Genomic DNA, 24,982 nt, shown 5'->3' on the forward strand with positions numbered 1-24,982 from the left:
AAGCCAAACTTGACTGCTTAACCTACGAAGTTTTACTTAAGCTAGCCCGAGCCATTTTCAGTTGTGTTGCTGCCAACTAAGCGCTTGAGCTCAAACTAGCAGTACCGTATGTCATTTGTAATAAATAATAAAAGCCAATAAGTAAGTTTTTTATAAACAGCACAAGAACTTATTAGTACTTAATTAGTCATCCTTGAAAAACAAAGCTTAAGGGTTCGCCTGTATCAGAAGCACAGCAAAGACAAACGAAACAATTTATAGCAGTTGAAGCTATATCTAAAAAGCAATGCATTTATCAGCATTCCATTTTACAACATAAATAATCAACCTTGAAGGCGCAGATAATCTTATTGATTACGCCCAATCACAGGTTCAATCGCATTTCGACATTGTAGTAGACGCTTCAATGAACTGCTGTGTTGACGTGCGACAATCTTGCCGCAATAACTCTTTATCTACCTCGTTCGCGGAGGCTTCACCACAGTTATTTTCTCGGTAACGCTTGCGCTTTCCACTATCCAACTCACATTGTACAGGTCCAGCATCAAGCGCCTATCTCCCTTCACTTGATTATTTACTTGCCAAACCCGGTTTTGAGTTTCAATCGATCGTATGACTCAGTTCGACCAGAAGATACTCCAGGTTCAGCTAATCTTGCAGTTAGGGACAGAAGGTGGATGTTATTGTTTCACCAGGTTTTGCTGAGTTAGACTACTTTCTGGCAATTTCACGCTCTCCTTAAGGCTTCAGACCTTCACACTGCTTTGCTTACGATAGTTTTTTTATAGGCAAATAAACAAGATTTAAATAGTTTTTATAAAAAAGCGTAAGCCGCGGAATAATACTGAATTCTTAGGATTAAAAAATAAAAGTTAATTCTTGAAAAGAGCGTAACCGTAATGTTAAAAATACGGAAAAGCAGCAGCATTCCTTGCCAAGTTTGCATTATGAGACGAGTTTAACTATTTTTACGAGATTTTGATTAGTTTTATAGCTCAGCACATTGATAAATATACGGGCTTCTATATTTCAGTAGAAATATCATTCAGTATTACACCAAAAAATAAATAGTAGAAATCCCGCAAATAGTCGCAGATACACCGAATTTATTTTTAATTATTTAAAGTCTAAAATTCGTATTTACACTAATGATGAATTGGGACTTGAGTGAATAGGATATACGCATCGATGAAGTTATTCAATTAATCTTCTTCCTGCTTAATAAGCAATCAATAAGATTTCAGAAAATCTTTAAAAAGATTTTCATTATACTTACTCCTTTCAAATTTTATTTTGATTTAAAAAATATAGTTTGAAAAGGTGCTGGGCAGGCATGAAGTCTAATTAAATAATCTCTATTCGATGTAGCTTAGATAGTCTTTTGAATACAAATAGTTTATATAGTATCAAGATGAATAATAAGTTCAACTGGCAGCAAATCAAAGCTCTTCTATTTACTAAAAGTTTACTAACAATTTTGTTAGCAGCTCCTAGCGTAGCTTCTGCAAATAGTAATATCTCTGTTCCTGACATTAAGACAACGAATTACGCAATTCCAAATGATGCATATTTTGTATCGCCCAATGGAAAAGACACAAACACTGGTAGAACTCCTGATTCGCCATGGTCAGTAGATAAAGCGATCGCCTCAGCACCAAGTGGTGCAACCATTGTTTTCCGTGGTGGCGTGTATCGAGATGTACAAGCAAATATTAATAAACAACTTACTCTACAAGCTTATCCAAATGAAAAGCCTTGGATCAAGGGCAGTGTTATTATTAGTGATTGGATAAAAGAAGGTAATATTTGGCGCAAGGATGGCTGGAACTTTTCTTTTCCCACAAAAGTAACTCGTTCAGCTATCGATCCTAAACACCCGTTAGCCGGTGAACGGGACATGGTTTTCATCAATAATATTGGACTTAAGCAAGTAGCAAGCAAATCGCAGGTCGTTCCTGGAACATTTTATGTAGATAGTACCAATAACAGACTCTATATTGGTAACAATCCTGCTGGTAAAATTGTCGAATCTACAGCAAGAGAGTTCGCTTTTATGATTCTCAACAATGGAGCAGGAACAGTCATAAGAGGACTCGGAATCACGCACTATGCAGATCAAGGAGTTTATATTCGCAGACCAAATGTTACGTTAGAAAACAATACACTTACGTGGAATGGTCTTCACGGTACTTTGGTAACTCATTCTGATGCAGTATTAAAAGGTAACGTCATCAGTTATAACGGACATCAAGGAGTATCTGGTGTCTATGCTCACCGCATGCTTCTAGAAAACAATGTTCTGAGCCACAACAACATTGAAAATTTCAATAAACACTGGGCAGCAGCAGGAGCTAAAACTATCTGGACTGATGGTGTTGTTTGGCGGGGCAACGTTGTAGAAAATAACAACTCTATCGGACTGTGGTTAGATGAATCTACCACAAACTCTACCCTTGTCAATAATGTTGTTCGCAACAATGACGGTAATGGAATTTCGATGGAAATTTCACATCGAGCTATTATTGCCTCAAATGTTATCCATGACAACGCACCTGCTGGTATTATTGTACTCAATTCTTCAAGTGCCAGAGTCTATAACAACACTCTTGCACGTAATCATGCAAACCTCTTAATCAAAGAAACACCACGCAACAATACAAAATTAGACGAGATTGCACAAGGAATTACCTGGATTACGCGGAATACAATTGTCAAGAATAATATCTTGTGGAACTCCAATGGCACGATGTTTCATGCTCCAAGTTGTGAACTAAAAGAGGCATCAACACAAATGATTCCTGTGACTGACTACAACGCTTATTACCGCTCGCTGGCAAATCAACCACGAAATGTTTTTGTCTGGGGATTAGGTGGCAATCAATGCTCCAATCCTTTCAGAACCCTTGGTGCCTTTGTGTCAGCCACAGGCTTGGAGTCTAATGGATTAGAAATTGTTAGTACTAACGATCCATTTTTCGTAAATGCACAACTTGACGATTTTCGTCTAAAAGTAGGGAGCCCTGCAATTGGGCGCGGAGAGGCGCTACCTGCAGATATTGCTGAAGCTATTGGAGCAGTCTCTAATCGACCAGTGGATCTTGGTGCACTACAGTCTCAGGTATCTGCGACTCGCTCAGTAGTTAGGTAATTAGACTAGGTTAATTGATTGACCACCTATACAGAATAACAATACAGAACACTCAGATTCATCGCAGGCGACTAATCGCTTGCGATATTCGTGATTAACGAAATAATTATAAACTTGCTACAACTTTCTCAAGAGGATTTGCGTGACTTTTACCTACTTAGTAAGTAAAGAACATTAGATTCTCATAAAATTTAAGTTCTCAACTCAAGTAAAAATTTCTTTTTGTATTTTTTTTGACTATTGCAATTATACTGGTCAACATTTTTCTTATGTCTTTATGAGGAAAATTAAGCAATTATTAAACATATCAAATAGAAGCAATTTCAGTATTTTTACTTAAATTTATTTTATTTTATTCTTAATTTTACCTATAAATTTTCAGTAATATTACGCTTGAACCTGCACCTTAAAGAAGCGTAATCTTTTTTCTCGTTAGTTCGATGTGTAATTCTGTTATATCTCAAAATTTTGAAGTGTCATTTTGGAAGGAGGAAAAGCTACTATTTACTGCTTACATCTTGAAGCGCTGAGCAAACTAGCACTGCAAGTCACATTGGAACATACGGCAAAATCTTGCATGGATAGAAAGTTTTTTGAGGGCGTAAGTCTCTGAACCAATACCAGCAATCTGCAATGCTGGGTAACATTGCCAAAAACCTCATTCTAGTTTGTATCTTTATACTTGGCAGCTATTGAACTAACGAACACATAACTTTTCGCACCTTTAGAAAAGAGCAAATCAAAATCACTCCCCAAAAAGCTCTAGCTATAGCTCTTTGTAAGGGTGTTGCAAACTTAAACTGTCATGTTCGTGCAGCAATAGCTAAGGATTTTTTGCTGGTGTAGCTTCATCATATCTCTTCTCTTCATTAAAATCACCAGCAATTTAGAAAAGCAAAACCAACAATTCACGCACCACTTAGAACACTGACAACACCTGACGATATGGAGAATAAAAATGCATAGTCCATACAACAAATATTTTACTTGGCTGTTGCTAGCTAAACTTTCTTTGGGATTTCTAGTTTCAATTCCATTAACACCATCTCAGATAGCAATAGCCGCTACACTCAGCATCAAAAGGACAAATTATGGTATTCCCAATGGGGCGTTTTTTGTGTCACCTACTGGTAAGGCCGGAAATACAGGAAGGTCAGCAAATTCGCCGTGGCCAGTTGCCAAAGCACTTTCAGCAGCACCAAATGGTGCAACGATTGTCTTCCGTGGCGGCACGTATCGCAATTTAAGACTGCCATTAAACAAGCGCCTGACACTGCAAGCTTACCCGAACGAGCAACCCTGGCTCAAAGGCAGCATCGTCGTCGAGGGTTGGGTGCGAGAAGGCAACATCTGGCGCAAAGACGGTTGGAATCACTCGTTTCCACCCAATCAACAACCGCGAGCAATTGACCCAAAGTTTCCGATGGCCGGTCATCGCGACATGGTTTACATCAATGGCGTTGCCCTCAAGCAAGTAGGTAGCAAAGCCCGAGTTGCGCCTGGAACGTTCTATGTAGATGCACGCAACAAGAAACTGTACATCGGCAGCAACCCCAGTGGCAAAACGGTGGAAGCAACGACACAAGAAGAAGGAATTGTCGTTTGGAATAGCGCGAGCGCAGGTTCAGTCATTCGCGGGCTAGGGTTAGCACATTATGCCAATGAAGGCATCAAGATTGGCGCGGCGAATGTCACTGTGGAAAACAATACCTTGGCGTGGAATGGTCTCAATGGCATATCTGTGATGTCTGGTGGCGCGAAGCTACAAGGCAACGTCATCAGCTACAACGGTCGCATGGGCGTGAGTGGCATCCGCGCACATCGCTTATTGCTAGCAAATAACACAATTAGTCACAACAACACAGAAAACTTCTCGCAATCGTGGAGTGCGGGTGGAGCAAAAATAATTTGGACTGATGGGGCAGTGATGCGCGGCAACACCGTTCACAATAACAGGTCAATTGGTCTGTGGATTGATGAATCCTCCACCAACTCGACGGTTGTGAACAACACGGTGCGCAACAACAGCAGCAATGGTATTTCGATGGAGATATCGCACAAAGCAATCATTGCGTCCAATGTGGTGACAGGCAACGCGCCCGCAGGCATTATCATCCTCAACTCCTCGAGCGCGCGCATCTACAACAACACGCTTGCCCGCAACCAAGCTAATCTTTTAGTTCAAGATACTTCACGTAGAAACACTAAAGGTCATGAAATCGCCAAAGGAATAACTTGGATTACGCGCAACACCGTTGTCAAAAATAACATCTTTTGGAACTCAACTGGTACGATGTTTCATGCTCCTGGTTGTGCAGTTAAACAAGCATCAAGGTTGATGGTTCCAACAACAAATAACAATGCTTACTATCGAACGAATGCTAACCGACCAGCAAATCTGGTGTGGGGACTAAATGGCAGTCAATGTTCGCGACCATTTACCTCGCTAGCCAGCTTCCGCTCAGCAACAGGATTAGAAGCAAATAGTTTAGATATAGTCAATTCCAGCGACCCATTTTTTGTCAATGCCGCAGCCAATGACTTTCGACTCAAATCAGGAAGTCCAGCCCTGGGGCGCGGCGAGCCACTGCCTGCAGATATCGCCAGTGCGATTGGTGTTGCTGCGGGGAGAAGGGTTAACCTTGGTGCGTTGCGATAACGAGTATTCTCAAAAACTAATATTTTTGAGACTTATAGGCGATCGCATGTGAGGAGCTACAATTTTTACTTCTGCACTCAGTAGTTATTTTTTTACTTAATGAGGAGCGATCGCCTTTATTTTCGTCTGAGTTATTCACATTAGTGAATTGAGAATAGTCATAAACTAAATTTACTTTTACCAACTGTTCGAGTAAATCTTATGCAATAAAACTGTTGCATCTCAATCGCATAACATTTCCATTTATTCTGTAACATACAGCATATTTTTTGAGGCAGCAATTCAATTTTAAGAGATTTTTTAAAGCTCGCAAAAGCATAACTTTCATATATTCAACTTTTCAAAAAAATCCACTTGAATTTTGACACAAAAAAGTGTATTCTTTTTCCGACTATATCTTTTTGTAAAGCGATGCTTTACCATCAATCCTGTTGTTAGGTGAGGAGGTTGTTTTTCAACGTGCAAGCTTTCAAACATAAGCCATTTGCCGTTTGGAGGTTTAAGTTCAAACTAAAACATAAAGTTATTATTTCTAAAAATTTTATGAGAATCGTCATCTCTAAAAAGTGCCTTGGCTAAGGTAACAATTTGCAAATAATACTGAAAAATCTTTCTACACTTTAGCATTCTGTGCAATGGCTATTAGTTATAGAAAGTAAGTATTTTTATGCCTAAATCAAAAGTAGATTGTGAATATTCTGGTAAGCTCCAATCACGTTTTGATTAGTCATCACAACCAACATAAGAGCAATTTTCAGCAAAGAAACTGACTTAACACAAAGGTTAAGAACAACAGCCATTTTTTACTACCTGACACTATGGAGAGCAATGATGAGCAATCAAAGTAATAAACACAAGCACACTTCTTTTGTATTCCTAGTAAACCTAGTGACAGTATCATTAGCTATAGCTTCAGTACCGCGTATAGCAACATCTGCTACGCTGAATATTAAAAGCACTAGCTACTCCATTCCTAGTGGATCTTTCTTTGTATCACCTACAGGCAGTGAGAGTAATACAGGAAGGTCAGCAAATTCGCCGTGGCCAGTTGCCAAAGCACTTTCAGCAGCACCAAATGGTGCAACGATTGTCTTCCGTGGCGGCACGTATCGCAATTTAAGACTGCCATTAAACAAGCGCCTGACACTGCAAGCTTACCCGAACGAGCAACCCTGGCTCAAAGGCAGCATCGTCGTCGAGGGTTGGGTGCAAGAAGGCAACATCTGGCGCAAAGACGGTTGGAATCACTCGTTTCCACCCAATCAACAACCGCGAGCAATTGACCCAAAGTTTCCGATGGCCGGTCATCGCGACATGGTTTACATCAATGGCGTTGCCCTCAAGCAAGTAGGTAGCAAAGCCCGAGTTGCGCCTGGAACGTTCTATGTAGATGCACGCAACAAGAAACTGTACATCGGCAGCAACCCCAGTGGCAAAACGGTGGAAGCAACGACACAAGAAGAAGGAATTGTCGTTTGGAATAGCGCGAGCGCAGGTTCAGTCATTCGCGGGCTAGGGTTAGCACATTATGCCAATGAAGGCATCAAGATTGGCGCGGCGAATGTCACTGTGGAAAACAATACCTTGGCGTGGAATGGTCTCAATGGCATATCTGTGATGTCTGGTGGCGCGAAGCTACAAGGCAACGTCATCAGCTACAACGGTCGCATGGGCGTGAGTGGCATCCGCGCACATCGGTTGTTATTGGAGAACAACACAATTAGTCACAACAACACAGAAAACTTCTCGCAATCGTGGAGTGCGGGTGGAGCAAAAGTAATTTGGACTGATGGGGCAGTGATGCGCGGCAACACCGTTCACAATAACAGATCGATTGGTCTGTGGATTGATGAATCCTCCACCAACTCGACGGTTGTGAACAACACGGTGCGCAACAACAGCAGCAATGGTATTTCGATGGAGATATCGCACAAAGCAATCATTGCGTCCAATGTGGTGACAGGCAACGCGCCCGCAGGCATTATCATCCTCAACTCCTCGAGCGCGCGCATCTACAACAACACGCTTGCCCGCAACCAAGCTAATCTTTTAGTTCAAGAAACCTCGCGCAATAATACAAAATCGAACGAAATCGCCAAAGGAATAACTTGGATTACGCGCAACACCGTTGTCAAAAATAACATCTTTTGGAACTCAACTGGTACGATGTTTTTTGCTCCTGGCTGTGCAGTTAAAGAACCATCAAATTTAATGGTTCCAATAACAAACAATAATGCGCACTACCGTACTTCTGCTAGCCGACCTATTAATTTCATTTGGGGACTCAATGGCAATCAATGCTCTCAAAGTTTTAGTTCCTTGGCAAGCTTCCGTTCAGCAACAGGATTAGAAGCAAACAGTCTTGATATTGTTAGTACGAGCGATCCCTTTTTTGTCAATGCTGCAGCCGATGACTTTCGACTGAAATCAGGAAGTCCAGCCCTGGGGCGCGGCGAGCCACTGCCTGCAGATATCGCCAGTGCGATTGGTGTTGCTGCTGGTAGCCCAGTTAACTTAGGAGCGCTCAGATTCTAGTATTAGAATATAATCGCGAGATGTCTGACGATCGCAGTCTAGGAGCAATAGGCTTGCAGCTAATTCTTTACGCGTGAAAATTTGTCGTTGAGGGAGTGTGAGTGGAAGCTGAATATCAAAACTTTTTGATTCGCGATTGGCAACCAAGCGATCGCACTCCTGTTACTCAAATTATTCGCTCGGTCCTTGCTGAATATCATCTTGATTTTGAGCCTCGTGGCGCAGATTGCGATGTTGTCGATGTTGAAAACTATTATCTTGCAACTGGCGGCGAGTTTTGGGTAATTCAACAAGACAATCAATTAGTTGGTACGGGCGGATACTACCCTGTGAAGCGTGGTGAAAAAGCAGTAGAAATTCGCAAAATGTATTTGTTGCCTCACGTGCGAGGCTTAGGATTAGGTAAGTACTTGTTGCAACAGTTAGAGAAAGCGATCGCGGCACGTGGTTTTAAACAGATCTGGGTTGAAACGGCAAGCGTTTTAACTACAGCGGTCAAGCTCTATGAAAGTTACGGTTACCAACCTGCTAGCGGAGTAGAAACTCCACGCTGCGATCGCATTTATGTCAAACAGTTGCTTAGAAACCCTAACGACTAGTAAGCATCCTGCAGTTCGTAGAATTCGGGTGAAATATAGTCTTTTCTTAACGGCCAACCTACCCAGTCTTCTGGCATGAGGATACGCTTTAAATTTGGATGTCCTTCGTAAACGATCCCGAACATATCGTAAGACTCCCGCTCTTGCCAGTCAGCAGTTTTCCATATCCAGTACACCGACGGTACTTTCGGATTTTCTCTTGGTAAGAAGACTTTCAGCCGTACTTCTTCGGGGCGGTCAGCATTGTCACTCACCTTAATTAAGTGATAAACACTCACCAAATCTTGTCCAGGTCCCAAATCATAGGCGCACTGGCACTGCAAATAATTAAACCCGTAAGCATACAATGCCGTAGCAATTGGTAAAAGATAATCGCTTTCTACCTTAATAATTTCTACGCCTAAATGATCGGGCTCCATCACTTCATGCTCGAAGCCGTTGTCAGTCAACCATCGTGAAATCTTACCCGCTTCGACTATTTGCGATGCTTCACTGCTTTCAACTGCCTCTGGTTTTTCGGGTTCTTCAGCCACGGTTTGCTTCCTCCTTTTCTACTGCTTGAAGTGCAGGTGGTACAGGCATTCCTATCGCTTCAGTTAATTCTTTCGGTGCTGCGGTGCGAGTCTCTGAAAGTAAGTACTTACCTGTAAGCACTGGGGCGACACTCTTCATGCTATGCGTTGTACTGTAGTAGCGATGCGTTTGCTTGACTTGACCCCGCTCTTGAATTGATTCGTTGGCGATTTTTTTACGTAACTTAATAATTGCGTCCATAATTGCCTCTGGACGAGGTGGACAACCAGGAAGATAAACGTCTACAGGAATTAGTTTATCAACGCCCCGCACTGCCGTTGGCGAATCAACACTAAACATACCTCCTGTAATCGTACAAGCACCCATCGCGATTACATACTTCGGATCGGGCATCTGCTCGTAAAGACGAACAAGCTGAGGTGCCATTTTCATCGTGATCGTTCCCGCGGTGATAATCAAGTCGGCTTGTCGCGGACTCGAACGAGGAACTAAGCCAAAACGGTCAAAATCAAATCTTGAGCCGATGAGTGCCGCAAACTCAATAAAGCAGCAAGCAGTACCAAACAATAATGGATATAAGCTCGATAGCTTTGCCCAGTTGTAGAGGTCATCAACTGTTGTCAGAATAACGTTTTCTGACAGATCTTGTGTCACTGTAGGGCGCTCGATCGGATTGAGGATCTTCTCTTTTCGTGGATCCCATCCATCATTTGCTTGGTTCGTGATATTAGTTGGATTCATGACCATTCTAAGGCTCCTTTGCGCCAGGCATAGACAAGGGCAACAACTAGAATTGCAATAAAAATGAGAGCTTCAATAAACGCCAAAAGCCCTAGTCGATGGAAAGCAACCGCCCAGGGATACAAAAAGACTGTTTCCACATCAAAGATCACAAAGACGAGGGCAAACATATAGTAGCGAATATTGAATTGTATCCAAGCTCCACCGATAGGTTCTACGCCTGATTCGTAGGTAGTGCGTCGTTCGGGACCACCACCACTAGGTCGTAATAGCTTAGATGCAGAAAGCGCAAGTGCAGGCACTAGACTACAGACTAACAGGAAGCCTAAAAGGTACTCGTAACCACTAAGAACAAACACGATTGTTGATGTAAATAATTTTGTTACTTACTTTTACATTATATATCCCTAATGGTTACAGAGCCTGGCAAAACTTAACACCAACTGATTAAACTGAGTTTTCAACTTGATAGCTCCAGGTAATAACAAAGTGAAATTGTGTCATAATTTTTAACGTATATTTAAGAATTGCCCTCACATTATCCACTTTGTCTTTTGCTATGAGCGAATCAGTTGTAGAAAGCCAAGCACTAGATCGCTACGAGTGTCGCGTCTGTGGCTACGTTTATGAACCGACAAAGGGAGATAGCAAAGAAGAAGTTCCTGCTGGCACACCTTTTACAGAACTAGCATCTTCTTGGCGGTGTCCTGTTTGTGGCGCGAGGACTTCTCAATTTGAAAATATAGGTCCAGCTGGAAAAGCCTCTGGCTTTGAATCAAACCTGGGCTATGGTATCGGCGTCAACAAGCTAACCCCAGCCCAAAAAAATATTTTAATTTTTGGCGGTCTGGCTCTTTGTTTTTTGCTGTTTATGAGTCTTTATGGGCTAAAATAAGTCCGCTTCTTGAATCATAAGGTTCAGGGTTCAGAGCGTAGGACGTATTGTTATCTTGAACCAAATTTTGCTCGTTCTACGTAAGCTTGAAACCGACAACTAGAAATATCTCTCTTGCTTTGACGGCTAAACCCCGACCCTTAATCGTTTCTTTTTGTTACAAGATAAACAGATACTAATGCGTTCATTATTCAAAGTTTGGCAACAAGTTGTTGTTTTATTAGCAGTTGTTTTGTTATGTGTTGGGTGCAGTAACACGCCTTCTATCAGCAATAACCCGTGGAAGGTCATTACTGTACCAACAGAATCTAACCTGCAAGATATTGCTTTCAGTGACGACAATCATGGCTGGCTTGTAGGTAGTAAGGCAACAATCTTAGAAACAACTGACGGTGGGGAAACTTGGCAGCCTAGAACCTTGGATTTAGGTGAGCAGAATTATCTTTTTTCTTCAATCAGTTTTGCAGGACAAGAAGGGTGGATCGTAGGAGAACCATCTCTTTTATTACACACTACTGATGGTGGAAAATCCTGGGAACAAATTCCTTTAAGTGAAAAACTTCCTGGAAATCCCAATACAATTGTTGCTCTGGGATCGCACGCAGCTGAAATGACGACGGACGTAGGTGCAATCTATCGCACAACCGACAGCGGTAAAACTTGGAAAGCAATGGTGCAAGAAGCTGTTGGCGTCGTCCGTAATATTGCCCGCGCTCCAGATGGTAGGTATTTAGCGGTTTCTGCCAAAGGCAACTTTTATTCGACTTGGGAACCAGGTAAAGACGCTTGGGAAGGACATAACCGCAATAGTTCGCGCCGCGTACAAAATATGGGTTTTGCTCCTGATGGGCGTTTGTGGATGCTAGCGCGCGGCGGTCAAGTACAATTTACTAAAGCCGATAACCCTGACGAATGGGAAGAAGCTCAGTATCCTGAATTTTCTACAAGTTGGGGGTTGCTTGATTTAGCGTATCGGACTCCAGATGAAATCTGGATAGCAGGAGGCAGTGGTAATTTATTGTGCAGCTTTGATGGCGGTAAAACTTGGCAAAAAGACCGCGATGTAGAAGGAGTTCCCTCTAACCTTTATAAAATAGTTTTTCTGACACCAGAAAAAGGGTTTATTATCGGTCAACGCGGAATTTTACTTAAATATCAAGACTCTAGTGCAACTGCATAAAAGAGTTTGCCATCATGTCAATTAGATGATAGTCAAAAAAGAGGAATGCAGCAGGATTAAGTCATATAAAGGCGATCTTTCGTGTCGGTTTTCGGCGAACTATCAATGCTATAAGCGTTGGTACATAATAAGAGAAAAGACAAGGCGTTAGTTACTTTTTCTTAAGGTTTCATAGGATAATTGAATCATACGAGTTCGTAGAGGGAGGAAATCACAATGTCAGGCTCAACAGGAGAACGTCCGTTTTCGGATATTATTACCAGTGTCCGTTACTGGGTGATTCACAGTATTACTATCCCAGCTTTGTTTATTGCTGGTTGGCTGTTTGTTAGTACAGGTCTAGCGTATGATGTGTTTGGTACACCTCGACCTAATGAGTACTACCCTCAAGAGCGACAAGAATTGCCGATCATTAGCGATCGCTATCAAGCCAAACAAGAGATTAAACAATTTATCAATACTAACGATTAATTCAAAGTTATGACAAGTAATACTAGAAGCAACGTCAATCAACCGATTCAGTATCCAATTTTTACGGTAAGATGGCTGGCAGTTCACACCCTAGCTGTACCAACAATCTTCTTTTTGGGTGCGATCGCCGCTATGCAGTTTATTCAACGCTAGGAGGAACTTATGCCCCCGCAAAGAACACCGAATCCTAACAACCAACCTGTTGAACTAAACCGCACTTCACTTTACCTCGGTTTACTGCTAGTTTTCGTTCTCGGCATCTTGTTTTCTAGTTATTTCTTTAACTAGTTGAGACGCATGCCGTGTCCTTGTCAATTTAAGTTGTTATTGCTGAAGGAGAATTAAGCTGTGTCTGGAAGTGGACGAATTCCTTTGTGGATCGTTGCAACTATTGCCGGTTTGGGTGTCATCACCATCGTAGGAACTTTCTTCTATGGTTCTTACACTCACCTAGGCTCTTCTTTATAAAGTAAACGAATAATTGCCAATAAACTTGGCAATCTTACAAGAAAAACCGCTTATCCGAGTAAGATAGGCGGTTTTTTAAATTGTTGTTGCTAGTAATTAACGATTAGCTATTAACGCGTATCTAGATTCCAGAAGGATCTTCGCGCTCAACGTAAATGAGCAACAATGCCATAGCGATAGCTGGAAATACTAAGCCAGTTAATGGAACTAAAATCGAGGGAAGAAAAGAAGCTGAAAACATATTTAATCCTAAGAAAATCGAGTCACGATTGAAAACGAATGTACTGCAATTTTTCACCAGATTTCTAAAATCTCAAAATTTTTAACAAATTTTGCACTTTGCTAGCAACCGAAAGAAGCCGCACTCTTAGAACAAACTTTAGCTTGATTTAATCTTTCTTTAGATTGGGTGCAGTGTTCAGTTTTTGTTACTAGTCGTCTCACTACGGCTTTGAGGTGGAAGCAACAGCGATCGCAAGAAAATTGTTCTGGGTTTTGCCCTGCGATAACCGTAGATTTAGGTAGACAGGTCAATAAAACCTGAAAATTTCAGTGTTTATCCTCATTTAATCTGTAGTTATATTAACGGATAATAGGGACGTTCTTATCAAGAAAGCTGTAAAAAAATATACGTACACTTTAATAAAATACTGACAAATCTTTAAATTTATACTCCAAGGAACTACTAGAATGAAAGCATATTTGTGCATAACGGCTTCCCATCGATTTGTTCAGTCGAGGCAGCACCCATTATGCCAATTATATTTAAACACTTAAGTTAGCTTTTTTACGGGGTTATCGCATGAGCGAGACAAGCCACCGTCGCATTGTCATAGGCGACATTCACGGTCACTATGATGGTTTAATTAAACTATTAGAAGCGATCGCCCCTGGAACCAGCGACCAAGTATACTTTTTAGGGGATTTAATCGACCGAGGACCGCAAAGCGCCTTGGTTGTAGACTTTGTACAGCAAAGTTCTTATCCTTGCTTATTAGGTAATCACGAACAAATGTTGCTCAACGTCCTGAGCGATCGCGCTTCGTACCATATGAAGCAAGCTTGGCTGTATAGTGGCGGCAATGCGACGTTAAATAGCTACAAAGACTTTACAATCCCTCAAAGTCATACAGAATGGATGCAAAGTCTACCAACTTACCTAGATTTGGGAGACATTTGGTTAGTTCACGCAGGGATAAATCCCAAAATTCCGCTAGAGAAACAAAACGCCGAACAGTTCTGCTGGGTACGCGATGAGTTTCACAGTATGCTTGAGCCTTACTTTCCTGACAAACTCATTATCACTGGACATACCATCACCTTTACTTTACCAGGAGTAAATTCTGGTGAAATCGCCCAAGGTAGAGGTTGGTTAGACATTGACACCGGTGCTTATCATCGTAAAAGTGGGTGGTTGACGGGATTAGACATTACGAATAACCTAGTCTATCAGGTGAACGTCTTTCGTAACGTTCTACGGACATTGCCATTAGCCGAAATTGTCACCGCAGTCGATCCGATAGACGTCGCCAATCGTTCTTCAGTCAAGCTATAACAAAGGTCGAATCCGCGCGCGATAAGCCGCAGTATCCAAGCCATCTCCGACATTAGCCGTTTGAGAGTCAATCGCATTGCGTAGCCGCGTAATCCGCTCGCCCGTTGCGGGGTGAGTGCTTAAGAAAGTTGGAATTGATCGCCCGTTTTGTTGCAGCAGCTTTTCCATAAAAGCAATCGTCGCCGAGGGTGCATAACCAGCCCGGATCGAGTTTGCTAACCCGCGTCGATCGGCTTCAAACTCATCTTCGCGACTATTCGGACGCCGTAGTGCCAAATCTACACCTATTTGTACCGCGCGGTTACGATCTAAGCCCGCAACCGAAGCAACGCCACTGGCGATCGCCGTTTGACGCATCTGCTGAATCGCGTGACGACTCGCAATGTGACCGATTTCGTGCGCAAGTACGCTCGCGAGTTGAGCTTCATTATCAGCCAGTCGAATTAAGCCTGTATTGACATAAACAAAACCGCCCATTGTCGCAAAAGCATTAATGCCCCTATCATCAACGACTTGGAACGTATAAGGAATACCACTGCGATCGCTCGCCGGAACTAACCGCTGACCAATTTGATTGATATAGCGATTAATATCAGAATTGCGGTAAAGACGAACTTCGCGACTGACCAGCTGTTGGTTAATTTGTCTTCCGAGCTGAACTTCCTGACTATCAGAGATATTCGATAACTGAATAATTTGAACTCCACGGATGAGCAAATCAAAAATTGAAAAGGCTTGCGATATGGCTGGCGTGCCCAACGACAGCGCCAACACGATAAACAGCGACAATAGCGGATAAATTAAACGACGTCGAAAACGATGCAAGATAAAAGAAAAATTCAACATACTCCGTTGCTGAAGCTAAAACGAGGTAAACAGCGTCAAGATTTTTTGAGTGGACAACGCTGCTGAAAAAAAGTACTAAATTATCAGACGTTCTTATCAATCTATATGTTGCAAATCAAACAAAATAGTCATGAGTCTTACTGATGACCTATTAACGACTTTATCCAGTAACATAATTTGCAACTACACCCGACATTCGACGACAGACGTGATAAGCTGGGCGACGGTGGTTAACTTTTCAGAATCATGGCTATTTTGGATTCTAAAGGACGCTTGTTTGGCAAGCTTAGTATTCTCGACTTAGGGGCAGCTTTAGTAATCCTCCTAGTGATCGTTGGCATCTTTTTCTTTCCAGGAACTTCTGGTTCGGTTGCTCAAGTTGGCGTGACAACAAAACCGATCGAAGTTGACTTAGTTGTTCGGGGCTTAAATGTCCGCGATCCGCAACAACTATTCAATGAAGGATTGAAAGAAGGAGGTAAAACCAACATTATTATTCGCAACCAGCCTTACGGTCAGATTGAAGTTAAGTCAGTTAAACAATTACCTAGAACCCTCCTCGTACCACAACCTGACGGTTCAATTCGAGAGATGACCGACCCCAGAGCAAATCAATTTAGCACCGATATGCTGTTAACGCTCGCAGGTAGAGCGCAAATTACCAGTACAGGACCCGTGCTAGGCAACAGTAAGCTGAAAATAGGGATGCCCGTCGAACTCGAAGGCTTTAACTACAACTTCAACGCTACTGTGATTGATGTTCGGACATGATAAAGGAGCTATGGGAGGGGAAATTAGAGTAGCTTAACCGCTAGCTTCTATCTCCTGTGGTTCCTCCTGCGTGAGGATCGATAAAAAACGTCGAATCAGACCAATGGTCACGGCTGGAAGTTCTAATTGTGGTGTCAGCCCGACATCATCAAGCTGTTGAAACACGCGAATTGCTTGGGGATTCATCGCCGCGAATCGACGTCCAATGTCCGGTCCTGTAAATTGCGACCTTTGCCCCCAGATAATTGCGGTAGGAACGCGCAACTGTGGCACGTAAAGCGATAAGTCGAAGCACAAATCGCCACGAACAAACGAAAGCGCTGCGTACTCAGCATTCGGCTGCTTTGCAGACTCTAAATAAGCCTCGACAATCTCTTCGTAGATCCGGTTAGCACGAGCAAATTGACGTTGCTCAAGAAAGCTACGAATGCCATTACTCGTTGCAATTCCAGCACTATAAAGCAAGCGATCTAAAATCGGGGTGCTGACTAACTGCGCAAAGAAACTCCGCGAGTAGTTTTCGCCAAAGTCAGATAACCCCGCAGGAGTTGTCAAAATCAATGATTTGAATAATTCTGGACGCGCGATCGCCACTCGTATCGTAAAAGCGGCAGTTAACGAAGACGCAATTACTGTTACTGGACGATCGCAAGTTTTTTCGAGAAATTCCGCAATCGTTGTCAGATAGTCATCGATTGTATAATTGCGCGGGGGATGCTCTGATCGACCCCAACCAATCAAATCGGGCGCGATCGCCTGATATTCTGCTGCAAATGCCGGATAAACCTTGGACCATTCATAGGCAGAAGAACCTCCACCAAAACCATGCAAAAACACTAGTCGTTCTCGATTGTCGTCTTCAGCTGTTTGACGCCAAGGCGTATCACTTGCAGTGTAGTAAACCATTCTGCCAAGTGAAGTCAGCACCGATCGCTGCTCAAAACCGAGTGGCAGAAACATAACTTTATCTCCCGCAGTTGACTCTTTCTTCTATGATGCGTGTTTCTAGCGTTGTTCGTCACGCGGGCAGATCTTTGTACATCCTCTGCCATTTATATCAACTCTATATATATAGTTGTTGTATCCACTTCAAAATTCTGGATTTACCCACCACAACCCATGCCAAGTTTGATGCCACGCGGTGCTACAACGGGGATAAGTTCCCCATACGTGGAGAATTTAGAGAGCGAGAAGCCTCAAACCTGAGCCACCGGGTCGTCGCGCATACACCACAGTACGATTTCTACAGCGGTTCAGCTTTTTCCACTGAAGCATTGTTAACGCCCAAGGTTAACCGTAAAGGTCGTTGTGATGGGTAGGCTTTTACGACCTGACGATAGACCTGATAGTTAGTTGGTAGAGTTCTTTGTTTGCTACCCTCGAAATACGCGATCTGATAATTTACAGATTTTAATAATTCAGGCGTGCTCGGTTTTTCTTGCGGTCTTTGTCTTTGTTCAATTTGATCGACCGTTGGTCGAGGTGGTAATGCAGGCCACCACAAACCTTGGTCATCAGGACCTGTCACTGCGGCAGAGGGCTGTTGACCATTGCGATTGAGTAAAGAAGTGGTAGCAAACGTTTCAAAGCGTGGTAGCTTATCGTTCGGACTCGTAGAATACCTCACTTGCCAAGTATATGTCGTTTCTGCTGTTGCCTCATACTGATTAACCGTCAGGGTGGCGCAGCTCGTAAGCGCGATCGCGCTTATCATTCCAACCACAACTCCCAAAATTTTCTTCACACCGTCAACCTACTCACACTCACTACAGAATCCCAAACGATCGCAATGCAGTTGGCTCCTTTTTTTCCAATCCTCTATCGAATTTTACAACCCACCTTTCCGCACTGCCTTTGGGCTGGCAACCCCAACTTAAAAACCATCGCGCTGACGTTTGATGATGGTCCGCACCCAACGTACACCCCCGAATTGCTCGAAGTGTTGGATCATTATGCTATCCCAGCAAGTTTTTTTTGGTTAGGCGCGTGCGTCAATCGCGCTCCTTTTACCGCCAAGCAAGTTTACAATCGCGGACACTGGATTGGACTTCACGGCTACGATCATCGGTCGTTTCCAGTCCTCACTACCGTTGAACTCAAGCAAAGTTTACGCGCTACACAAGATGCGATCGCCAAAGCTTGCCGCATCGATCCTAATTTGGTTCGCGATGTCAGACCACCTAACGGATTATTTACTCCACAAATCTTAAATTCCTTAAATCAATGGCAATATCGCACTGTTATGTGGAGTGTTGTGCCAGAAGATTGGGTACGTCCAGGAGTTGCAACCGTTGTACAACGCGTACTTCAGCAAGTGAGTAATGGCTCGATGATTGTCTTACATGATGGCGTTTGTGGTGGGCAAGATGTTGCCGCAACGACGGCACAGTTAGTACCCCAATTACTGCACCAAGGCTATCAATTTGTAACAGTAGATACTTTATGGCAACAAGCCCAAGCCTTTACTCGGAGACATTCCTAGAGATTTTTCTCTTTTGTGTCCTGACTTTGATTAAATAAAATTCTGGCGGGTGGGCTGTCACTCGGATACAGAATTCACTACAATATCAGGGAAATGTTTACTTATTTGTCAAGGTTATTTAGGTTGAAATTTGCATAACACCTCGGTTAAGTTGAGGTAAAGACAGCGTGTTGAAATTAAGAGCGCCGATCAAAGCTAGCTCCATTGTTTTAGTCAGCAACATCGCTTAATTTCGCCAAAGTCAATTTTCAGCGAGGATACATGAAGAAAAGTAAAGACATCGCGATTCAGCAAAACACTTGTTAAGTGTGTTGAAGACCATGCCTAGATTGTTTAATTTTTAGAGCGATTCAGACGAGTCACAATATAAAAAAACAATCTTGCGTAACGTGATTTTATGAAAAATGAGACTATTCCCGCAAAAATTTAGATGATTCAACACACAAAATCCGTGCAATTTTTGTGAAACAGGCTACAATCAAAACGATCTTTATGACTCTTTTAAAGAGTTGTATCGGGCATAGCTCAATCAGTTGGACGTTAAGCTATACAAGCAAGTAGTTTCCCGTAGGAAACCAATCCGTCAACAACTTGTTGTGAGGAATATTATTTACTGCTTGATGCTTGCGATCGCCAAAAACCTTTTTAAGCAAATGCGCTTTCCAGTAAGCAGCAGCTTATTGACAAAGACACACACCAAAATCATGAGTAATTGATTGTTGACATTAAGGAGCATGAGGAACGCGGCATGAACCCGGCTAACAACGTACTCGAAACCATTCATCAGCCTGAACTCGAAGAAACAACCAATCAACCCGAAGGCGATTTAGATCTCATACTCGAAGATGACGAGGATTTAGTCATCCTTGACTCGGAGGACACAGATGATTTTCTAGAAACTCAGCCTGATGAGGACGACGCTAAGTCTGGTAAAGCCGCTAAATCTCGTCGGCGGGCGCAAACCAAGAAGAAGCACTACACAGAAGATTCTATTCGCCTTTATTTACAAGAGATTGGACGGATTCGGCTACTACGGGCAGATGAAGAAATTGAGCTTGCGCGGAAAATCGCTGAGTTGTTGGAAATGGAAAGAGTCCGCGAACGACTGTTAGAGCAGTTGGATCGCGAGCCACAAGATAGCGAATGGGCAGAAGCTGTGCAGTTGTCTTTACCAACTTTCCGCTATCGCCTCCATGTAGGACGGCGAGCAAAAGACAAAATGGTACAGTCAAACTTGCGTTTGGTGGTTTCCATCGCTAAGAAATACATGAATCGGGGTCTATCTTTCCAAGACTTGATTCAGGAAGGAAGTTTAGGGCTAATTCGCGCAGCTGAGAAGTTTGACCACGAGAAAGGTTACAAATTCTCGACGTATGCAACATGGTGGATTCGTCAGGCAATTACACGCGCGATCGCCGATCAGTCGCGGACAATTCGCTTGCCCGTTCACCTTTACGAGACAATCTCGCGCATTAAGAAAACTACTAAGTTACTTTCGCAAGAAATGGGTCGCAAGCCTACTGAAGAAGAAATTGCTACCCGCATGGAAATGACGATTGAGAAGCTACGCTTTATCGCTAAATCGGCTCAGCTACCCATTTCCTTAGAAACGCCCATCGGTAAAGAAGAAGATTCCCGATTGGGCGATTTTATTGAGTCTGACGGTGAAACGCCTGAAGATCAAGTTTCCAAAAGCCTTCTACGCGAAGATCTCGAAAAAGTTTTAGATAGTCTTAGCGCTCGCGAAAGAGATGTTTTAAGACTGCGCTACGGATTAGATGATGGACGGATGAAAACGTTAGAAGAAATTGGACAAATTTTCAATGTCACTCGCGAACGCATCCGTCAAATCGAAGCGAAAGCACTGCGCAAGCTGCTCCATCCTAACCGGAATAGCGTGCTGAAGGAGTATATCCGCTAGATATAGCAGAGGTCAAGGGTCAGAGCGCTAAATCATGTCCTAACCATATTGACATTGCTATACTAATTCTTCAGCTAAAGCTTGGTACATCAATGAAAAACGCCACATGCAACTGTGGCGTTTTTTGGTATTTGCTCTATTGATCTGCTTTGCTTGGGCTATTTAAATTGATCTATCTTGTTATCAGTCAAAACATAGAGAATTTCTCTACAGTAAAACTCACACCACTAAAAGTTTTGTACGTCAAATAATCTGCTACGTGCTGCTTACAGAAGACCCCAGAAGTGTAGTACGCCTTGACCAGAGAATAGTTCAATTAGGACTGCGGCTAAGAAACCAATCATTGCTAGACGACCATTCCAAATTTCTGCTTGTGGAGTAAATCCCCAACGCCAAGCATTGCGGTCTTCCATAACGGGGGTCGTAACCTTTGTCGTGTTCTGCATAGTTGGTACTCCAGAATCAAGTTCAGTAACGGTTTGTTTCGCTCTGTAAATTAATATAACAAAGATTTACGAAAAAGCAACAAAGAAGTTTCTAAAGTCAAAAGTGAGCGGCAGAACTATATTTCTTAGCAAGCGTTTGGTCAAACTCATATGAAAAAGCGCCCTGAAAGTACATGCAGAACCTTGAGAGCGCTTGTGCTTATACAGAGAAGGTAGAAACTACATGATGCCCCAGTAGTGAAGAAATCCTTGACCAGAGAATAGTTCAATTAAAATTGCGGCTAAGAAACCAATCATTGCCAAACGACCATTCCAAAGTTCTGCTTGGGGAGTGAAGCCATAGCGCCAAGCGTTGCGATCGTCCACGATAGGAGGTGTAATTTTTGTTGTGTCTTGCATGGTTTTGGCTCCAGAAAGATTATTTATTAAGTAATGTAGCTTAATCTGTAAATAAATGTAACGCGAGAAAATTGAGAATATCTCTCTCTAAGGTATGAAAGTCTTTTTCAGGAAGTCAGGCTGTGAACCTCTTTCCATAACCCCTTCTTAAATTGCTCGAAGAAAGGCAGAAGGTAGAAAACAAAGGACATTTATGTATAAGGTCTAAGAAAAAATTCCTTCTTATGTAACAAGTTGGCAAGTCTCTTAGTTTAGTGATGAACAAAGCCAAAAAGGTCTTTTGAGACAGACTACCCGATAAATACAGCGTCCGTCCTGATTAAATCCCCTCAATTTACTTATAGATATTATCCTTCAGTCTTCTCTCTACTCAGCCCAAATTGCTTTACCGCTTTCATATTCAAAGAAATGCAGTTTGTCTCGTGACAGCGATAGCCACAGTTGCTCGCCAATTGAGACCTTTTGGTCGGGTGGAATTCGTACTTGTAGAGTATTTGTCGCAGTAGTCGCGATCGCAGATGGTTGTATTCCTTGTTTAACAAAGCTGACGGCGAGATACGTATCGTTACCCAACGCCTCAACTAAATCTACTTGAACTAAAAGATTTTCTGGTGCAGGCGTACTAAGGTGGAAGTGTTCGGGTCGCATACCGAGAATGAGTGTTTGCTGGTCGTATTTTTGCAAGACATTTGCCCAGCGTTCTGGGAGCGTGCAGCGAAACTGCGGGTGCGTAATTGACAGTGGCGCGTGAAATTGGACTGGAAGAAAATTCATTGGGGGTGAACCAATAAATTCGGCGACAAAGCGCGTTGCAGGACGATTGTAAAGTTCCAGGGGGGGCGCAACTTGCTGAATTTGTCCTTGATTCATCACCGCGATACGATCGCCCATTGTCATTGCTTCGGTTTGGTCGTGGGTAACGTAAATGGTTGTTGTCCCCAGTTGACGTTGTAGCTTGACAATTTGCGCCCGCGTTTCGGCGCGGAGTTTGGCATCGAGGTTGGAAAGAGGTTCATCCATCAAAAAAACTTGCGGGTTGCGGGCAATCGCGCGTCCTAAGGCTACGCGTTGCTTTTGTCCGCCAGAAAGTTGTTTTGGTAGTCGATTGAGCAGTGCTTCGATTTGCAGTAATTGGGCTACATTGCGCACTCGTTCGTCAACTGCGCGTTCGCGTGCTGTAGTATAACGTAAATTCTTTGGCAATCCCCGCGTCACTCCAACTAGCATATTTTCTAACAAGTTAGAACCACTCTTACCCTGACCCATCATTGTCCGCCGCAGTCCAAATGCGAGGTTATCGTAAACGGTCATGTGAGGATAAAGCGCGTAGTTTTGAAACACCATCGCGATATCTCTAGCTTTGGGAGGTAATTCGTTCACCAAGCGATCGCCTACCCAAATATTTCCGCCAGAAATTTTCTCTAACCCAGCAATTAAGCGCAGCAGCGTACTTTTACCACAACCAGAAGGCCCTACTAAGACCATAAACTCGCCATCAGCTATGCTCAAGTTAATATTGCGCAGTACACTCACAGTTTGCTTATGTTCTTGAGTCTCTTTTTCCACTAAGGTTGGCGCATCGATTGGCGCGAGGGGAGATGACTGCGCGACTACCGGAGCAACTCGTTCGTTATGTCGAGTGGGAAAGCTTTTATATACGTTTTCCAGAACAACCTGCGCCACGATCGTTAATTCCTACTATTTGCGTTTTCTAGATAACACTCAGCATCGCGTCAAAGTAGCGAACCGATTTATACTGAATTCTATAGCAATGGTAGATATCGTTCAGACATTATAGAAGTTCAGAATCATGGCTCTGACCGCTGACCTTTACCGTGGGTAGCAAGATCTCTTGGACGATAAACTCTGCCAGGAGAATGGTCTGGACTAATTTCTACTACGAGATCGACCCAGGTAGGAGGAGTTAATAAAGGCTTAATAAATAATTCTGGGTGAAGCGAGCGCCAAAAATACTTGACAAACTCCTCAATTTCTGCATCTTCCATTCCCGATTGACCAACAGCAATCATATTGTGTTCGGCGTCTTTACGCCATGCTAAGCTGCGGCGGTAATCATCAGGATAAAGCAAGATTAACGCGTCGAGTTGTTCCCACAAAGGCAGATACTCGTGCAGTCGAGCATTCATATCGCGCGCAAATTTGCGATCGTCATGAGTTTCAATCGGTGGTGGAGCCGTGTCAAACTTTATAGGGTCAATTGGTCGCACGCCCACAAACCAGCCTTCAAATAGGACAATATCGACAGAATCGACAAGTTCGGGTTGCGCGCGATCGCCAGCGCCATTATATGCAGACTTATCAAAGCGAGGAATAGCGATCGGTTGCCCAACAGGTTGACGTAGCGTCTCCAGTACTGTTAAACCTAAATCAACATCATGCGTTCCTGGCGGACCACGCCAAATCAAGCGCGGATCTTGCTGTTTTAACGCTAGGCGTTCGTGATAAGTTTTGTACAAGTCATCCAACGATAAGCTGATAGTACGGTATCCCAAGTGTCCGAGAATGAGCGTCAGCATTGCGCCTAGAGTCGTTTTTCCTGTACCTTGCCCGCCCAAAATGCCTTGAATCAGCGTTCTTTGTAATTGTTGGCGAGATGATGCTAGCTGCATCGCTAACGGTAGCCAAAAATCCCACAGCGTGTCGAGTAGCTGATTTGGTGCGAGATGCAACCGCGTTTGACAAAATTCACTAAACGCTGGGTAAACCGCACGGAGTAATTGCGATCGCTTTTGTACAACTTGCTCAACGTTCGCTGGAGTAATATCAAAAGCTTGAGCGCGTAAAGGATCGGCAAGCGTTGCGAGTACTAAACGTTCGTCGGGTAATGCTCCCGCGACAATTTGACTTAACCACGTTGTTTGCATAACTTAACGATTTTTTGTTGGGCAATAGGTAATGGGTGATAAGTGAATTTCGTTTTTATGACCAATTACCAGCCCTATTTAAGAACCAAGTTTAAACGCTTCTAAGAACAGACTATAAGTTAGACCGATTTTGCCAGCATTGAGTGCTTCTAGCCACAGTGCGCGCTGTTTGCGCCAAGTACGACTGTAATAAATTCGGTCAACAATTTCACTCCACGCAACTATAACGCCTGCACCAATAATGTCCCAATCAGCTGCTTGTCCTGCAATCGTTGAAATTGCCGAGCCAAGAAAAAAGCCAAACAATAAACTAATAATTAGTAGAGATAGCTTTCGCCAAGGATTGAAAAACCATCTTCCTAGTTGTCCGGCAATAGAATTAAACAGATCGTTAAGACGAGTATTTTGCATCTTCAGTAAATGCTCAAAATAAGCTGCTAGCGGGCT

At 43.0% G+C, this 24,982-nt stretch carries 26 protein-coding genes; 14 read left to right on the top strand and 12 right to left on the bottom strand.

Annotated features, from left to right (window positions below; genetic code table 11):
* Positions 1-1,411: 1,411 nt before the first annotated feature.
* The 4 genes from B1A85_RS09805 (at position 1,412) to B1A85_RS09820 (ending at position 8,941) form a co-directional block, all read left to right on the top strand.
* On the top strand, positions 1,412-3,148 hold the full coding sequence (locus B1A85_RS09805; protein WP_104546712.1) for a right-handed parallel beta-helix repeat-containing protein: 1,737 nt from the start codon (positions 1,412-1,414) through the stop codon (positions 3,146-3,148).
* A 958-nt stretch (positions 3,149-4,106) separates the two neighbouring features.
* Positions 4,107-5,807: a nitrous oxide reductase family maturation protein NosD gene (locus B1A85_RS09810; RefSeq protein WP_104546713.1), complete on the top strand. Its 1,701-nt coding sequence runs from the start codon at positions 4,107-4,109 to the stop codon at positions 5,805-5,807.
* Between the two features lie 888 nt (positions 5,808-6,695).
* Entirely contained in the window at positions 6,696-8,342 is a 1,647-nt protein-coding gene (locus B1A85_RS09815) for a nitrous oxide reductase family maturation protein NosD (RefSeq protein WP_210404338.1), read from the top strand.
* Between the two features lie 101 nt (positions 8,343-8,443).
* Positions 8,444-8,941: a GNAT family N-acetyltransferase gene (locus B1A85_RS09820; protein WP_104546715.1), complete on the top strand. Its 498-nt coding sequence runs from the start codon at positions 8,444-8,446 to the stop codon at positions 8,939-8,941.
* Here the strand turns inward: B1A85_RS09820 and B1A85_RS09825 are convergent.
* From B1A85_RS09825 to ndhC, 3 genes are read right to left on the bottom strand one after another with little or no spacing between them, the layout of a single operon-like run.
* The gene (locus B1A85_RS09825) at positions 8,938-9,474 is read right to left on the bottom strand and encodes an NAD(P)H-quinone oxidoreductase subunit J (RefSeq protein ID WP_104546716.1); all 537 of its coding nucleotides are present in this window, start codon (positions 9,472-9,474) and stop codon (positions 8,938-8,940) included. The two genes, B1A85_RS09820 and B1A85_RS09825, sit on opposite strands and share 4 nt — an antisense overlap.
* Entirely contained in the window at positions 9,467-10,216 is a 750-nt protein-coding gene (locus B1A85_RS09830) for an NADH dehydrogenase subunit K (RefSeq protein WP_210404339.1), read from the bottom strand. The genes B1A85_RS09825 and B1A85_RS09830 overlap by 8 nt, the downstream gene beginning before the upstream one ends.
* Positions 10,213-10,575 (bottom strand): photosynthetic/respiratory NAD(P)H-quinone oxidoreductase subunit C, encoded by a 363-nt coding sequence (ndhC, locus tag B1A85_RS09835; protein WP_015188880.1) that lies wholly within the window; start codon positions 10,573-10,575, stop codon positions 10,213-10,215. Before ndhC ends, B1A85_RS09830 begins: the two co-directional genes overlap by 4 nt.
* 200 nt (positions 10,576-10,775) lie before the next feature.
* On the opposite strand from ndhC, the gene B1A85_RS09840 reads away from it, so the two are divergent.
* From B1A85_RS09840 to B1A85_RS09865, 6 genes are all read left to right on the top strand, one after another.
* Positions 10,776-11,111, top strand: coding sequence for a rubredoxin (locus B1A85_RS09840; RefSeq protein ID WP_104546718.1), 336 nt, complete (start codon positions 10,776-10,778; stop codon positions 11,109-11,111).
* A gap of 178 nt (positions 11,112-11,289) precedes the next feature.
* The gene (locus B1A85_RS09845) at positions 11,290-12,291 is read left to right on the top strand and encodes a photosynthesis system II assembly factor Ycf48 (protein WP_104546719.1); all 1,002 of its coding nucleotides are present in this window, start codon (positions 11,290-11,292) and stop codon (positions 12,289-12,291) included.
* 216 nt (positions 12,292-12,507) lie between these two features.
* The gene (gene psbE / locus B1A85_RS09850) at positions 12,508-12,762 is read left to right on the top strand and encodes a cytochrome b559 subunit alpha (protein WP_104546720.1); all 255 of its coding nucleotides are present in this window, start codon (positions 12,508-12,510) and stop codon (positions 12,760-12,762) included.
* A gap of 9 nt (positions 12,763-12,771) precedes the next feature.
* Positions 12,772-12,915 (top strand): cytochrome b559 subunit beta, encoded by a 144-nt coding sequence (psbF, locus tag B1A85_RS09855; RefSeq protein ID WP_104546721.1) that lies wholly within the window; start codon positions 12,772-12,774, stop codon positions 12,913-12,915.
* A gap of 9 nt (positions 12,916-12,924) precedes the next feature.
* The gene (locus B1A85_RS09860) at positions 12,925-13,050 is read left to right on the top strand and encodes a photosystem II reaction center protein L (RefSeq protein WP_015188885.1); all 126 of its coding nucleotides are present in this window, start codon (positions 12,925-12,927) and stop codon (positions 13,048-13,050) included.
* A gap of 60 nt (positions 13,051-13,110) precedes the next feature.
* Positions 13,111-13,230 (top strand): photosystem II reaction center protein J, encoded by a 120-nt coding sequence (locus B1A85_RS09865; RefSeq protein WP_104546722.1) that lies wholly within the window; start codon positions 13,111-13,113, stop codon positions 13,228-13,230.
* A 121-nt stretch (positions 13,231-13,351) separates the two neighbouring features.
* Here the strand turns inward: B1A85_RS09865 and psaI are convergent, their stop codons facing one another.
* Positions 13,352-13,471: a photosystem I reaction center subunit VIII gene (gene psaI, locus B1A85_RS09870; RefSeq protein WP_104546723.1), complete on the bottom strand. Its 120-nt coding sequence runs from the start codon at positions 13,469-13,471 to the stop codon at positions 13,352-13,354.
* Positions 13,472-14,032: 561 nt separating this feature from the next.
* Between psaI and B1A85_RS09875 the strand changes: the two genes are divergently transcribed.
* Entirely contained in the window at positions 14,033-14,785 is a 753-nt protein-coding gene (locus B1A85_RS09875; RefSeq protein WP_104546724.1) for a metallophosphoesterase family protein, read from the top strand.
* On the opposite strand, the gene B1A85_RS09880 is transcribed toward B1A85_RS09875, so the two are convergent.
* Positions 14,780-15,631 (bottom strand): M48 family metallopeptidase, encoded by an 852-nt coding sequence (locus tag B1A85_RS09880; RefSeq protein WP_104546725.1) that lies wholly within the window; start codon positions 15,629-15,631, stop codon positions 14,780-14,782. The two genes, B1A85_RS09875 and B1A85_RS09880, sit on opposite strands and share 6 nt — an antisense overlap.
* Before the next feature lie 246 nt (positions 15,632-15,877).
* Here B1A85_RS09880 and B1A85_RS09885 point away from each other — a divergent pair, with 246 nt between their 5' ends.
* Positions 15,878-16,402 carry a DUF4330 domain-containing protein gene (locus B1A85_RS09885; protein WP_104546726.1) on the top strand — a complete coding sequence of 175 codons (525 nt, stop codon included), beginning with the start codon at positions 15,878-15,880 and terminating at the stop codon, positions 16,400-16,402.
* Positions 16,403-16,435: 33 nt separating this feature from the next.
* On the opposite strand, the gene B1A85_RS09890 is transcribed toward B1A85_RS09885, so the two are convergent.
* Positions 16,436-17,362, bottom strand: a complete 927-nt coding sequence (locus B1A85_RS09890; RefSeq protein ID WP_104546727.1) for an alpha/beta fold hydrolase — start codon at positions 17,360-17,362, stop codon at positions 16,436-16,438.
* A gap of 283 nt (positions 17,363-17,645) precedes the next feature.
* Positions 17,646-18,116, bottom strand: coding sequence for a hypothetical protein (locus tag B1A85_RS09895; RefSeq protein WP_210404372.1), 471 nt, complete (start codon positions 18,114-18,116; stop codon positions 17,646-17,648).
* Between the two features lie 75 nt (positions 18,117-18,191).
* Here B1A85_RS09895 and B1A85_RS09900 point away from each other — a divergent pair, with 75 nt between their 5' ends.
* Together B1A85_RS09900 and rpoD are read left to right on the top strand one after the other, a co-directional pair.
* The gene (locus tag B1A85_RS09900; protein WP_104546729.1) at positions 18,192-18,884 is read left to right on the top strand and encodes a polysaccharide deacetylase family protein; all 693 of its coding nucleotides are present in this window, start codon (positions 18,192-18,194) and stop codon (positions 18,882-18,884) included.
* 748 nt (positions 18,885-19,632) lie between these two features.
* On the top strand, positions 19,633-20,805 hold the full coding sequence (gene rpoD, locus B1A85_RS09905) for an RNA polymerase sigma factor RpoD (protein WP_104546730.1): 1,173 nt from the start codon (positions 19,633-19,635) through the stop codon (positions 20,803-20,805).
* 266 nt (positions 20,806-21,071) lie between these two features.
* Here the strand turns inward: rpoD and B1A85_RS09910 are convergent, their stop codons facing one another.
* The 5 genes from B1A85_RS09910 to B1A85_RS09930 form a co-directional block, all read right to left on the bottom strand.
* Positions 21,072-21,251, bottom strand: coding sequence for a chlorophyll a/b-binding protein (locus B1A85_RS09910; RefSeq protein ID WP_015188895.1), 180 nt, complete (start codon positions 21,249-21,251; stop codon positions 21,072-21,074).
* Positions 21,252-21,470: 219 nt separating this feature from the next.
* A complete protein-coding gene (locus B1A85_RS09915; RefSeq protein ID WP_104546731.1) occupies positions 21,471-21,650 on the bottom strand; it encodes a chlorophyll a/b-binding protein in 180 nt (59 codons plus the stop codon).
* A 366-nt stretch (positions 21,651-22,016) separates the two neighbouring features.
* Positions 22,017-23,333, bottom strand: coding sequence for an ABC transporter ATP-binding protein (locus B1A85_RS09920; protein WP_104546732.1), 1,317 nt, complete (start codon positions 23,331-23,333; stop codon positions 22,017-22,019).
* 125 nt (positions 23,334-23,458) lie between these two features.
* A complete protein-coding gene (locus B1A85_RS09925) occupies positions 23,459-24,535 on the bottom strand; it encodes a glycerate kinase (protein WP_104546733.1) in 1,077 nt (358 codons plus the stop codon).
* A gap of 78 nt (positions 24,536-24,613) precedes the next feature.
* Entirely contained in the window at positions 24,614-24,946 is a 333-nt protein-coding gene (locus B1A85_RS09930; protein WP_104546734.1) for a DUF565 domain-containing protein, read from the bottom strand.
* Positions 24,947-24,982: the final 36 nt, after the last annotated feature.

It is taken from the genome of Chroococcidiopsis sp. TS-821, from assembly GCF_002939305.1.
In the GTDB taxonomy this organism is placed as follows: domain Bacteria; phylum Cyanobacteriota; class Cyanobacteriia; order Cyanobacteriales; family Chroococcidiopsidaceae; genus Chroogloeocystis.